This is a genomic window from Pullulanibacillus camelliae, assembly GCF_014642655.1.
GTDB lineage: Bacteria > Bacillota > Bacilli > Bacillales > Sporolactobacillaceae > Pullulanibacillus > Pullulanibacillus camelliae.
In genome coordinates this window covers 126158-139415 of record NZ_BMIR01000011.1, presented here as the reverse complement: position 1 = coordinate 139415, position 13258 = coordinate 126158, and the positions used below count along the sequence as shown (strand labels likewise).

General features: G+C 43.8%; 12 protein-coding genes and 1 rRNA gene. 1 reads left to right on the top strand and 12 read right to left on the bottom strand.

The annotated features are described in order from the left end of the window. Positions 1-61: ribosomal RNA gene (locus tag IEW82_RS12510) — 16S ribosomal RNA — on the bottom strand; the annotation flags it as partial. A 727-nt stretch (positions 62-788) separates the two neighbouring features. Here IEW82_RS12510 and IEW82_RS12505 point away from each other — a divergent pair. Beyond that, entirely contained in the window at positions 789-1172 is a 384-nt protein-coding gene (locus tag IEW82_RS12505; RefSeq protein ID WP_188694593.1) for a YgzB family protein, read from the top strand. 895 nt (positions 1173-2067) lie between these two features. Here the strand turns inward: IEW82_RS12505 and IEW82_RS12500 are convergent. The 11 genes from IEW82_RS12500 to IEW82_RS12450 all read right to left on the bottom strand — a co-directional run bounded on the left by IEW82_RS12500 (position 2068) and on the right by IEW82_RS12450 (position 13132). Continuing rightward, the gene (locus tag IEW82_RS12500; RefSeq protein WP_188694590.1) at positions 2068-3429 is read right to left on the bottom strand and encodes a sugar porter family MFS transporter; all 1362 of its coding nucleotides are present in this window, start codon (positions 3427-3429) and stop codon (positions 2068-2070) included. A 306-nt stretch (positions 3430-3735) separates the two neighbouring features. After that, complete coding sequence (locus tag IEW82_RS12495; protein ID WP_188694635.1) at positions 3736-4995, bottom strand: MFS transporter; 1260 nt, start codon at positions 4993-4995, stop codon at positions 3736-3738. Between the two features lie 130 nt (positions 4996-5125). Further along, positions 5126-5899 (bottom strand): SDR family NAD(P)-dependent oxidoreductase, encoded by a 774-nt coding sequence (locus tag IEW82_RS12490; protein WP_188694587.1) that lies wholly within the window; start codon positions 5897-5899, stop codon positions 5126-5128. Positions 5900-5924: 25 nt separating this feature from the next. Then, positions 5925-6800, bottom strand: a complete 876-nt coding sequence (locus tag IEW82_RS12485) for a fumarylacetoacetate hydrolase family protein (RefSeq protein WP_188694584.1) — start codon at positions 6798-6800, stop codon at positions 5925-5927. 16 nt (positions 6801-6816) lie between these two features. Continuing rightward, entirely contained in the window at positions 6817-7899 is a 1083-nt protein-coding gene (locus IEW82_RS12480; RefSeq protein WP_188694581.1) for a Gfo/Idh/MocA family protein, read from the bottom strand. Positions 7900-7968: 69 nt separating this feature from the next. Next, positions 7969-8427: a MaoC family dehydratase gene (locus IEW82_RS12475; RefSeq protein ID WP_188694580.1), complete on the bottom strand. Its 459-nt coding sequence runs from the start codon at positions 8425-8427 to the stop codon at positions 7969-7971. A 22-nt stretch (positions 8428-8449) separates the two neighbouring features. Further along, positions 8450-8773 (bottom strand): L-rhamnose mutarotase, encoded by a 324-nt coding sequence (locus IEW82_RS12470; protein ID WP_188694578.1) that lies wholly within the window; start codon positions 8771-8773, stop codon positions 8450-8452. Between the two features lie 33 nt (positions 8774-8806). Beyond that, positions 8807-9649, bottom strand: a complete 843-nt coding sequence (locus IEW82_RS12465; RefSeq protein ID WP_188694577.1) for an amidohydrolase family protein — start codon at positions 9647-9649, stop codon at positions 8807-8809. A 14-nt stretch (positions 9650-9663) separates the two neighbouring features. Further along, entirely contained in the window at positions 9664-10812 is a 1149-nt protein-coding gene (locus tag IEW82_RS12460; protein ID WP_229672589.1) for a CaiB/BaiF CoA transferase family protein, read from the bottom strand. Between the two features lie 26 nt (positions 10813-10838). After that, positions 10839-11981: a CaiB/BaiF CoA transferase family protein gene (locus tag IEW82_RS12455; protein WP_188694575.1), complete on the bottom strand. Its 1143-nt coding sequence runs from the start codon at positions 11979-11981 to the stop codon at positions 10839-10841. Then, positions 11978-13132: an extracellular solute-binding protein gene (locus tag IEW82_RS12450; RefSeq protein WP_188694573.1), complete on the bottom strand. Its 1155-nt coding sequence runs from the start codon at positions 13130-13132 to the stop codon at positions 11978-11980. Before IEW82_RS12450 ends, IEW82_RS12455 begins: the two co-directional genes overlap by 4 nt. Positions 13133-13258: the final 126 nt, after the last annotated feature.

Below are 13258 nucleotides of genomic sequence, written 5' to 3'. Positions count from 1 at the left end.
CTTGCATGTATTAGGCACGCCGCCAGCGTTCGTCCTGAGCCAGGATCAAACTCTCCGTGAAATAACGGATGAAAGACTTACGTCTTTCTCCATCTATAGTGGTGTGTTGATGATCACTCATCAACCTTATGGTCAAAAGTTAAATCTTGGCGTCATTTAAAAGGTTTCCCTTTTTGCGCTTGGCTTTTGTTCAGTTTTTAAGGAACAATCTTAGTTGTCCTTTCAAAGCGACAACTTTTATATGATATCACTTGAAAGAAATTATGTCAACAAGTTTTTTTAACTTGTTTTCTTCATTTCGTTTGAAGCGACTTTATTAATTTACCATGAATAAAAAATCATGTCAATAAGTTTTTTACCATGTTTCACGCTTTGCAGCGACGTCTAATAATTTACCATGTCTTAATATATCCGTCAACAGCTATTTTTAATTTTATTAAATAACCTCCCACTACTCAATATTTAGCATTGTCCTTCTGATATTTTGGACGAGAGTTCAGGGGTTGTATTCTCCCTTCTTTTTACATTAATAAGCAATAAGTTTATTCCCGGCCGAAAAAAATCAGTGCCTAACCAATTTATCACTCTAGTCTTGTAAGCTGACAGCGTATGACCTCTCTACTCGCTGAAATCCATCCAAAAACTCCGGGTTTTCTCCTATCCCCTTACCGTGTGCATTCTGAAATAAATTCATTGTCCCTTGTACATTGTGTAAAAAAATAAAATGTGGAAGCGTTATCTCAAAACTGAGCCTCGGTGTGGTATACTTGCCTTAGGAGGTTAACGCGATGTTCTTTAAAAAATCGAGTAAGGTCAATCAATTTAGAAACTTTGCCCTTTTACTAGTGTTCGCAGGCATTGCAATTATGTATGTGGCTTTATTATTTAGAGCTCACCCTATCCTAATGACACTGTTTATGTGTATCGGCTTTATAGCAGTGCTGCTAAGTTCAGGCGTTTATTTATGGGTAGGTCTATTGTCAACAAAAGTTGTTCCTGTAGTATGTCCGAACTGCTCCAAGCCAACCAAGGTACTGGGACGCGTAGACCTATGCATGCATTGCAATGAACCGTTAACGGTCGACCCTACCTTGGAAGGAAAGGCATTTGATAAGAAATATAACCGCCGTTCCTCTTATAAGTCTCAAGAATCTAAAGATCACTCTCATTAACCCCATTAGCTTTTACATAAGTTAAATTAGGTTAAGTTAAGTTAAAAAGTTAAATATTCCATTGCCGCTCCTTAACTTATCACTGTTAGGGAGCTTTTTCCTATCATGAGTCAATTCAAGTCTCTGTGGATAGTCAATTGTCCACCTATTAGAGCTGTTTCGGAAACAGCAAACCAAATTTTTCTTATAGGATGAGCAGTGCATTAAGGTATAACTTAAACAATAGATGTGTTTTCCTCCCCCACCATAACGTTTAAAACCAGGCAAAAGCCTGTTGCTTTTGGGTTAAATAGAGTAACTGCTCGTGGCCGTGGTCTTTCGTTATTTTAAGAGTGCGTTTTTTAAACGATCTTGGCTTTCGTTTTTTAGGAAGACCTTTGTTCACTTGCCCCTTTTTTTGGTGCTTTCAAACGTGATTTGAAAACTCCGCTCTACTATTTGTCATTCCTCGGATCATATAGCACAAAAGAGGGTGAGACAAAACAACTCCCCCTCCGAACGATAGGATTATAAAAGTGGCAGGGAAACTCGAAGCGCAGTCAAAATACGGAGACTTTTGCGGGAACGAAACCAGCGTTACTTCACGAATAAACTTCGATTTGTTCCGATGAAGCTGACGAGGAAGCGATACGAGTAAACGCAGGAACAGGGAATTTTTAGTCATAAATAGTTGCAGTTAAAAAGGTTTGGCTAAGATGCGTCACATCCACAGGACAACGCCAAAGCTAGCGCATCCTGTGCGGCGGAGGCCTGCCCGTGGAAGCGAAGTGTTTTATGGGTCCGCTTCATCACTCATTCAAAAAGCCGAGCGCATTCACAAATTTTATGCGTTCGACTTCTCTAAGAGTTAAATACTTTTGTACTAGCATCTGTTCAGTGCTTCATTGTCCCTTTTCTACAAAACGCGCGAATGATCAGATTTATTTTTTAAAGCAGCCCTTCCCTTTATCCAGAAACTCTCGATTTCTTCAAGGCTTTTGCCTTTTGTCTCGGGAACCTTATAGAAAATATAAATGCAGGCGATCGCTGACAAAATGGAATAAATCCAAAAGACATTGTTCCCCATTGCATTCAGCAGATCAGGAAAGGTTAATGAGAAGATAAAGTTCATTGAATACTGGGAAAAGGTAATAATCCCCATTCCTAAAGCGCGGGCGCGAAGTGGGAAAATCTCCGGAACGTACAGCCAAAATACCGGACCGAGCCCAACACCAAACGCAAAGACATATACAAATACACATACAATATCCAAGCCAAGAAGGTGAGGAAATAATGCCAAACAAGCCATCGGGAGAATCTGACCCGCTAAGCTGATTAAAAACAGTACTCTCCGTCCCCACTTATCAACCAAAAAGAGCGAAGCACCTGTAGAGACAACAAGAGCAATCCCAACACTGAAATCGGCGATGATTGCACTATTACTACTATGAGAAGCAAGACCATCGAAAATGATCGGCGCATAATAGACCACCGCATTAATTCCCGTGAACACTTGAAAAATCGTTAAAATGAAAACAATCGTTAAGGCCGGACGAAAGGTGCCAAGTAATTCTTTAAAGCCACTTTCTTGTTGTTCTAAACTTTCCTTTATATCATTTACTTCAGCAGCAACCTGCTCTGGGGTGGCGCGAATTCGCCTTAGAATTTGTCTGGCCTTCTCCTCTTGACCAACCGACAATAGCCACCGTGGACTCGCTGGGCTGAGGATGATGCCAATTAAAAAGACAAAGGCCGGTAAAGCTCCAATCCCTAGCATTAAGCGCCAATTTTCGGAAGAGGCCAACGACGCACCGACCATATAGGACCCTAATATCCCAATGTTCACACAAAATTGATATAAAGCCGCGATCCATCCGCGTATATGGGGTGGCGCAAGTTCCACCAAATAAATCAAGGCGTACATATTGGCGATGCCAACAGCAAGCCCCAGTATCAACCTTGATACTGCCAGCATGATATGACCAGTTGCTACCCCACAGCCGATGGAGCCTAGAACAAAGATAATTCCCGCCACAATAAGTAGTCGGCGTCTTCCCGTTCGTTTCGCAATAAATGTCGTAACCACAATGGAGGGTAAAGCGCCTAATAAAATCACGCTTGTAATGACACCTTGCCATGTGGGGTTCAAACCAAAATCCTTTGTTATAAAAGGCAGGGCCAAGGAAATGGACCCTGAATCGTAACCATATAGAAGACCCGCCAGCCCTCCAAATATCGCAAAAATGTAGACAATCTTAGGTGTTTTTGCCTGTTCCATTACACCTCATCTCCTCGCTTTATTGATAACGGTTTCAAAATCATCCCAATAAAAGACCCTCAGCTACTAAAAGATAAACCATCCAATCAAGTGATTAGCTCCCGAACGAGATTTGGTCTTGAGTGTTTCTAAACACTACGGATGTCTATAAGTTCTTTGAGAAAAGAAGAACAGCAAGATCCCTCAAGACGCAGCACTTAAAGAGACATGCACTCCCCCGTGAAAGGCAAGTGCGAATACCCGGAGTAACACTCAACAGCATCATGCTTGAAAAACCACAAAGTATCACTTTTTCAATGGTTTTATTTACACTGTTTCACTCTCTGCTTTAGAGGTTGGAAATACAATCGGACGGACAAAGCGAATGACGGCAAATGATGCACAAATAGCTAATCCGCCTGCCAATAAAAAAACAGAGGTATAGGAACCCGTTTTATCCACTAAAAATCCTGTTAAGGATGGACCGATAATCCCTGCTAAGTTAGCTAAAAAGTGCATGAAGCCGCCCACAGAGCCGACGTTATTCTGATCAACAACATCTTGAATAATCGCCCAATATATCGAGCCTGTTAAATATAAAAAGAAAACAGATAACGCTACGAGCGTTACAGCCCCAATGGTTGTGGTGATCAGCCCAGCTAAACCAATACAGACTGCCGATAGAAACAGGCATGTAAACAGAATGACTTTCCTAGAAAAAAGCACACCCTTATTTAAAAATCTTTTCAAAATATAATCGGATAGAAAACCGCCTCCGGCTAATCCGATAAATCCGACCACCCAGGGGATAATCGTGATCACACTCATATCCTTAACGCTCACCCCACGTGCATCCACTAAAAAGCTGGGAAACCAAGTCAAGAAGAAAAACAAGATATACGTATAAGCAAAATAAGCAAAGGCAGTGAATAAAACGGTTTTTTGTTTTAAATAAAACGTAAAGGGCATCTTTCGAATAGGGCGGGATTGGACAGCGACATTTACTGTTTTCTTAGGTGGTTCTGCGGGTTTATCTTTAATAAACAACCACCAGCACAGCGCCCAGATTAAGCCAATGATCATGATCAGGACAAAGGAAAGTCTCCAGCTATAAGCGATAGCAATAAATCCGACGATAGGGCCTGATATCGCTCCACCCAAGGGAGTTCCACTATTCGTCAAGCCAACTACCGACGCACTTTGCTCCGGCGGAAACCAATTATTGACCATTTTATTTATAGTCACTGAGAGTGGGCCTTCACCGATACCAAAAAGGATACGAATTACAATCAAACTCATGAAGCCAACCGCCAAAACAATGGCACCACTAAAAACTGACCATACAATCATCGCCACAAACAGGGTTAATTTCGCGCCAAACTTGTCAGCAGCCACCCCACCGAAAAAGGTAAAGAGTGTGTAGCCAACTGAAAAGCTACTGAATATGAGGCCCATTTGTGTTGCTGTGAGTGTTAAATCATGCTGTATAAACGGCGCCCCTACTGATATTGCAGAGCGATCTAAGTAATTAACAACACCCGCTAGAAAAAGCATAATGATTACCGGAAGCCTAGCCTTAGCAAACATCATTTTTCCTCCTAATTATCTAAGAGCGATGACACAGAGTGTGATTAGAAGGAGATTTTTTGTATGGATTTAGTAGACTGAGCTCGAGTCGATTACTCTCTATAGATGTCGCTCCAGATCCAAGTCTTTATTAATAAGGCTTACCGCCCGTTACCCCACCATCTACTTTTAGCTCTGCCCCCATGACATACCGACTCTCATCAGAAGCCAGATAGAGCGCTGCATAGGCAACATCCTCAGGCGTACCTAATTCTGGGCCTAATTGCCTTTTTTTCAAGCCTTCTATGGCTACTTGCGGATCAGCATAAGCATTCTGTAAATAGTCCTCTACAAACGGGGTATAGATCGTCCCAGGCATCAGCGCATTGACCCGAATGTTATAAGGCGCATAATCGACTTGCATTGATTTCGTCATCGATAGCATCGCGCCCTTTGTGGCAGCGTACACCGCCCGTTGCGCGAGCCCGATTTCTGCAATGCACGAGGACATATTGATGATAACGCCAGACTTTTGCTCCACCATGACCGGAAGCACAGCTTTAGAAACCAGATATGGCCCTGTCACATTGACAGCCATCACCTTGTGCCATATCGCCTCATCAATTTCGTGCAACAACCCGACTGCACTAATACCTGCATTATTAAATAGCACATCTATTCTTCCATGACGCGCGAGCACATCCTTCTTCCAAGCCGCAATCGAATCTGCATTCGTAACATCCACTTCTGAAGCAACGATTTGTCCTTTTTCTCCCTTTAGACGTTCAACGTGCTCACGCGAGGAGGCTTGATCAATATCTGCAATTTCTACGCGTGCACCTTCCCGGCAAAATAGCTCTGCTGTTGCCGCACCAATGCCCTTCGCTCCGCCTGTGATGAGGCACACCTTATCTTTGAGTCGCATAAAAAGATCACCCTTCCTTTATTTATCACTTCATAGTATTAATCAAAGTCCCGAGCTGCTCGATCTCCACCTTTACCTCGTCACCTGCTTTGAGCCATTGACGCTGTTCGGCAGGTTCTCCTAAAATGACGCCCTCAGGTGTCCCTGTTAAAATCACATCGCCCGGCTGTAAAACAAAGTGTTGTGATAAATAATGAATTAAGTACTTACAGCTAAAAATCATATGCTGCGTGTTAGAGGCTTGCCGCTGTTCCCCGTTGACAAATAGTTTAATATCTAGCTGCTGCGGATCAGCAATACTATCAGCTGTAACAAGATAGGGGCCTAGCGGCGCCATCTTCTTTCCCGTCTTCCCAAGAAGCCATTGATCGGATTTAAATTGCAAATCCCGCGCTGAAAAATCATTGGCATTACAATATCCAAACACATAATCTAGTGCTTCGTCTTCGGGGATATCCTCACCACGCTTGCCAATGACAATCGCCAATTCTGCTTCAAAATCCATCTGATTAGAACGCGTGGGTAAAGGCACCTCATCTAAGTGCGCCGCCACAGAATCAGAAAATTTACTGAAAACGATCGGTGACTCTGGGATATCATCATGCGTTTCTTTGGCATGTTCTGCATAATTTTTTCCGATGCAAATCAGCTTCCCTGGTGATTTTACAACTGGCAAATACGTCACTATTTGCTCAGAAATGACAGCGTCCTTTAGCTTCTCTGCATTTTTTTCAAGCGCAGCGTTGAGTTGCTCTAAAACCACAGGATGCGCTATCAACCTTTCAATCGTCCAGTTTTCATCACTCGGAGGATCGATAAGCTTTTCAATAGGACAAATCCCTTCTTCAATCTTGATCCCACATTGTTCTTGACCATCAACCACAACATTTACCAGCTTCATATGTTAGCCTCCTCTATTATTGAATATCATCGAGATAAACAGGGCGATTTTCTGCCATTGACCGATAGGCCGCAAACAGCATTTTAAGGGTTAATAAATTATCGCTTACGCTGTTCTCTGGTTCCTCATCATTGTCTATCGCCCGCATTAATTCAGCCATCGGTCCCATAAAGGCATGAGGAAACCATTTCCCCTCAAGCACCGGCTTTATCCAGCAGGATTCATCAAGCTTTTTTGATAGGAATGAAAGGGTATCTGATGTACCAACGGGGTAATTATATAAAGCACCATTGGTCCCCTTGATAATCCCGTCTGTCCCTTCAAAGCGAAACGTCGCAAACCAATCGTCTTCATCGGCCCAATTGTTATGATTATCGTGAATAAGACCACGTTTGACCTCACCTGGAAACTTCATATGAATCATCGTTCGGGTCTCACCCTTAACCGCCTGACCAGGATATTTGGCACCGTCCGCATAAATATATTCAGGTGTCCCATATAAAAATCGGATGGCATCCATGTAATGAATGCTATGATACATGACCTCAATTTGATCTTGTACAGCAATCCACGGCCATTGAGCAAAGTCGGTTTTCACATTGACTTGAATCGTCGCCTGTGTCAGTTCGCCCAGCCAGCCTTTTTTGATAATCTCGTGACTGGCACGAATCCCAGGGCTCCAACGCATTTGTTGATTAACCGCGCCTTTGACACCTGCACGTTGACAAGCTTCAACAATGTCTGTTGCTTCTTTAAAGGATGCGGCGAGCGGTTTTTGACACAATACATGTTTGCCCTTAGCCACTGCCTTCTTCACCACATCTGGCTGATATTGAGCAGGGATGGCAATATCAACAATGTCAATGTCGTTACACGCTAACAATTCTTCAAGAGACTCAAAGACATTTGGAAGATCAAAGGCCTCCGCAACAGATCGCGCTTTTGGTTGATCAACATCATATATGCCTACAACATGAAATTCTGCAAGGCGGTAAGCAGGCAAATGGCTTGCTCTGACAATTTCTCCTGCTCCTACTATGGCAATGCCCTTACTCTTATCCTTTGGAAGCTCTGGATGATAGGCCAGATCTAATAGCATGACAAACACCTCACAACTTTAATGATTTGTTTTTTAGTTGAATCATCACCCAAGAATGGGCGATAGCTGCTACTTTTCCTCTGAAACCGGAGTTTTGTTGACCAATAGAAGGTGATCACAGGCCAGCACCACTTGTTCCTCTTGGTTCACCATTTCCACATGTTCCACAACAATGCCTTGCTGCGGTCTTTTAGGATGGGCTCGCTTTTCTTGAATTGTCACATTCACATGGAGGGTATCCCCGATAAACACAGGGTGAATGAACCGCAGCTTATCATAGCCATAGGACATCGCTTCCGGATTAATGTCTCCAGCCGTCATGCCAACACCCACACTAAAAATCAATGTGCCATGGGCCATCCGTTGTTTAAAAGGTTGGGTTTTGCACCATTCCTGATCCATATGATGAGGGTAGAAGTCTCCAGTCTGTCCAGCATGAAGCACGATATCTGTTTCTGTAATCGTGCGCCCTAATGTAGTTCTTTTTGCACCTATTGTGTAATCCTCATAATAAAATGGCTTTGTCACATTTATCTCCCCCAATCTTTGCTTAATCTTGATGGAACACCTCTTCCATTTCTGCCCACCATTCCTTCTCTGCTCGCGACTCTAAAGGTTGCTGTAAAGGCATACAGATGTCCCACCATTTCTGTGTAGCCGGATCGGCTGCCATCCTCTCCATATCGGCTTCATAATTGTCACCGACATATTCAAAATAACTGAAAAGAAAGCCGTCCTTATGATAGATAGAGTAGTTTCGAATATGACAAGTCCTAATCATGTCCTGAACGTCTGGCCATACCGCTGTATGCAACGCTTTATACTCTGCCAATTGGTCTGGTTTAACTTGAATAACACTGCCGATTCGCTTCATAACGCGCTCCTTTCATTTCCTAGTATTTTGTCATCACTCATCCATTCGATAGAAGGCTTGGGCTGTACGGCCTAATATTGCGGTAATCTCTTCGGCGGAATAATCTTGTAAAGCTTTATTGGTCTCTCTCCATACCTGTTCATAATCCCCTGCTAAATTAGCAATCGGCCAGTCACTTCCAAACATCAAGCGCCCGGCTCCAAATGTTTCTATAGCCCAGTCTATATAAGGCTGCAAATCCCGAGCTGACCATTCCGCAGTATCGGCTGCAGCAGTATTCAACCCAGATACTTTTGCATAGACTTGCGGATATCTGGCAGCTGCCTCGAGCTGGCTTGCCCACGGTTCCCACCCCTGCTCCTTGATGGGTGGCTTGGCAAGATGATCAATGACCATTCGCAAATTTGGAACCTGTTCACACAAGTAAGGAACATGCTTTAAATGATGGGGAAAGACGGCGACAACATCGAAGGAAAGATCATAGCCCGCTAAAACCCGCAATCCTTCGATGACCTCATCGCGAATCACCCAGTCAGGATCAGACTCCTCATGAATCAAATGCCGAACCCCTTTAAAAACACTGTGATTCCTATATACTTCCAAGCGTCGCGCGGCTTCATCTGGCTGGTCTAACGGAACCCACCCGACAACAGCGCCAATCCAATCGAAGTGTGCAGCGGTTTCCAGCATGTAGTCGGTATCCTCATAAGAATCCATAGCTTGAACGAGTACCGTTTGATCAATTCCTGCCTTTTTTAAGTGGTGCTCAAGCTCAGGCGCTTCAATCGTCCTAAAAATCGAGCCGTAATCAGCTGTTAACCACGGATAAGCCACTTTCTCCAAATTCCAAAAATGTTGATGGGCATCAATCTTCACGTGTGCTCCCTCCCTTATCGAATGTGCGTTAAAATGCGCGATGTATCTTCACCTATTCGCGGGGCTCCTTTAGATGCTGTAAGCAGTTCTCCATTGATTCGGATTGGACAACGCGTTGTCCATAGCTCGATTCCATTTTCACGCTGAACCTTTTGAATCATCTTTAACACTTTAAACCCTTCATGCTGAAGCAGCTTTTGCCAAGTGAATACTTCTGCACACCAATAATCAGCGTCCTCTAAACTATTGAGCCAATACTCAGTTTTTTGTGTTTTTAAGTGATCCACTAAAAGCCCTTTGATCTCATCTCTGGAATCAAACCATGTGGCCGGATCTGTATAAGTCTCTAAGGCTGGACACGCAAGAAGCTTCCCTAATTCAGTCACTGATCCCATGGCCAAAGCAATGTAACCATCCGCTGTTTCATAAATACCGTATGGAGCCCCGAGATAAGCATTGGCGTTATTGACCTGACTTCTCTGTGGCGGCTCATGACCATCATTTAAAAAGGTGGTGAAAACTTCAAATTGCAGGTCCATTATTGCTTCTAAAAGACTAACTTGAACCCGACAGCCCTGCTGTCTCATAGAACGGTGAAAAAGCCCTGCCAGCAGCCCTTGCACCAATTGAGCCCCTGCTGCCATATCAACGATGGAAAGACCCAAGGGAAGTGGCGGCTGATCAGCATTGCCATTTAAGTAACATAGTCCTGACAGAGCCTGAACAAGTAAATCCTGTCCTGGTCGATCTCTCCAAGGTCCTTCGTTGCCATAGCCTGTAATCTCTCCATAGACGATAGAAGGATTAATGGCCTTTACTTCCTCATAGCTTAATCCCAATCGTTTCATAACACCTGGACGAAAATTCTCGATTAAGACATCCGCTTTTTGAATGAGCTTGACGATAGTCTGATGATCATCAGGGTCTTTCAGATCTACGGCGAGGCTTTCCTTATTCCGATTAATCGCATGAAAAAGACTGCTATCTCCGTCAATTTCCAAATCAGAGATATATAATTGCCGACAAATATCTCCTGTTCCCTCACGCTCGATCTTAATGACTCTTGCACCTAGATCAGCCAATCTAAGAGCAGCCGACGGTCCAGATAGAAATTGACTAAAATCCAGTACAATCATGCCTTCTAGTGGCTTCTCTCCCCTCAAAGAATGGACCTCCCTTAACGATTTATTTATAAGTGAAAGGCTTGCTCAATCGCCTGATTATCCTCTCCAACCCGTGGTGCTCCTTTTGGTGCGAACAGCTTTTGCCCATTCACCCGAATCGGACAGCGGGTCGTTTGGATGGATTGCGCTTGCGAACGTGATACGGTCTGAACCATGTCTAATGCTTTGAAGCCCTCATGATTGACCAGCCGTCCCCATGAAAGGACATCCGCACACCAATAGCCGCCTTTTTCAAGGACCTCTAACCAAGCTTCCGTCGTTTTTTGCCTCAAATGCTGAACTAATAGCCGTTTGATTTCATCTCGCTTACTAAACCACAGGGCTTCGTCTCTATAATTAAGTAAAGCTGGACACTCTAGCAGGCCCCCTAATTCAACCACCGATCCCATAGCAAGGGCGATGTAGCCATTTTTTGTTTCATAGATACCATAGGGAGCCCCCAAATAGGCATGAGCATTATTTACAGCGCTACGCTCCGGCTGTTTCCCGCCATCATTAAGGTGCGTCGTCAAAACCTCAAACTGGAAGTCTAGTAAAGCTTCGGTTAGGCTCACCTCTACCAGACCGCCATGGCTGGCACTTCCTCGCTGGATGAGGCAGGCGAGGATCCCTTGGACGAGATGCATCCCTGCGAACATGTCGGCGATCGATAAGGGGAAGGGCGTAGGTGGCTGATCAGCTTCCCCATTCAACCAAGCTAACCCAGTAAGGGATTGAATCAACAAATCCTGCCCAGGCTTATCCTGCCACGGTCCCTCTGTGCCATAACCTGTCACGGTTCCATAGACGATCCTTGGATTGAGCTTTTTTACAGAGGTATAATCCAAGCCGAACTGCTTCATTTTACCTGGACGAAAATTTTCAATGATAACATCGACATGGGGTATAAGCCTTTTTACCTTTGCTAGGTCATCTGGATCTCTTAAATCAACAGCATAGCTTTCCTTATTGCGATTAATGGTATGAAATAACAGACTATCCCCATCAACCGCAAGATTCTTTAGCTTGAGCTGACGGCTGGCATCCCCTGTTTTTGGTCTTTCTATTTTTATGACTCTTGCTCCAAGATCAGCAAGGCGCAAGGCAGCTGAAGGTCCCGCTAAAAATTGACTAAAATCTAAAACCGTTAACCCTTCTAGTAATTTCATCGGCACTCACCTTGCTTAGATTCTCTATAGAGTTGATTCAGCTTCGCAAGCACCTGGCGTGGATTCCCTCCAAAACGGTTATAATCACGAATATAATCTCCGGCATGGTCCTGAAAATGAAAATAGTTCGGATAACGTGGACGCAGGTAGGAGCGATCCAATGCCTCTAGAGTATCCTTAAAAAAGTGAAGTGAGCGTTCATTCACAGTCTCATCCTCCCAAGCAGCCCGATGTCCCGGCTGTCCGCCACTTTCAAAAAGGAGTGTTTTTTGCACCTCTGGGCTTGCCGTATATTGAACATAATCGACAGCGGTCTTTAGCTGTTTACATTGATTAGAGATGGCGATCCCTGTTCCTCCTATCGTACTTCGTAGCTTGCCAAAGCTGCCTATGCTGACCATATCTGTAGCTTTTATCAGGTAGTTGGCATATCCAGCCCTTGAATAGTTTGAATAGCCGTAAGCAAAAGGACAATAATAAATGTCATTTTGGGTTGACATCGCTTCATATACACTAATTGGGTCCCAATCTAAGATGTCTTTTCGACAATAACTCACCAGCTCTCTTAATTGTTCTAACACTTGAAGGCCCATTTCCTCACTGACAACATAGTCATCATGGAGGCAAGGTTCTTCCCCTTGAGTCACACACAGCATATAAAAGTCCATCAAGCTATTGATGGGAATCCCCGCAAAAGCAACTTTATTTTCTTTGGCGAGCGTCAACACATCCTCCCATGTCTGTGGAAGACTTCGCCCTTCCTTCTCAAATAAATCCGGACGGTAACTCGCAATCGGTGCTGCCGCATCTACAGCAAGAGCTGTCTGACAGCCATTAAAGCAATAACTCTCATGCGATTTGCCAACAGAATGTATTGCCTGATCAGCTAAATAGCTTTCAGATAAATAATTAGTAAGGTTGACAAGAATATTTTTAGAATAAGCAAACCCCGCCCATGGATGGTCAATAATTAGGAGGTCATATCTTTCCGCCAGTTTATGTATGGGCTCATCTGCGAATTGTTGTAGTGAGCGCTTCTCCCATGTTATTTCAACATTTGGATGCGTTTCCATAAATCTTTGTGCTGTGGCAACGACAGGGACATACCCACGGGTGTGGTTCCATGTAATCCCCTTTAATCGTATTGTCATTCAACCCACTCCCTAGTAAACGTTTGCATTCATTTGTTTAATCTCTCTTCCCTTGGTACTACCAGGGTACCACAGCACCTTGATGTACGCAACACTTTTCTGTATATTTAAATTATGGGGGGATAT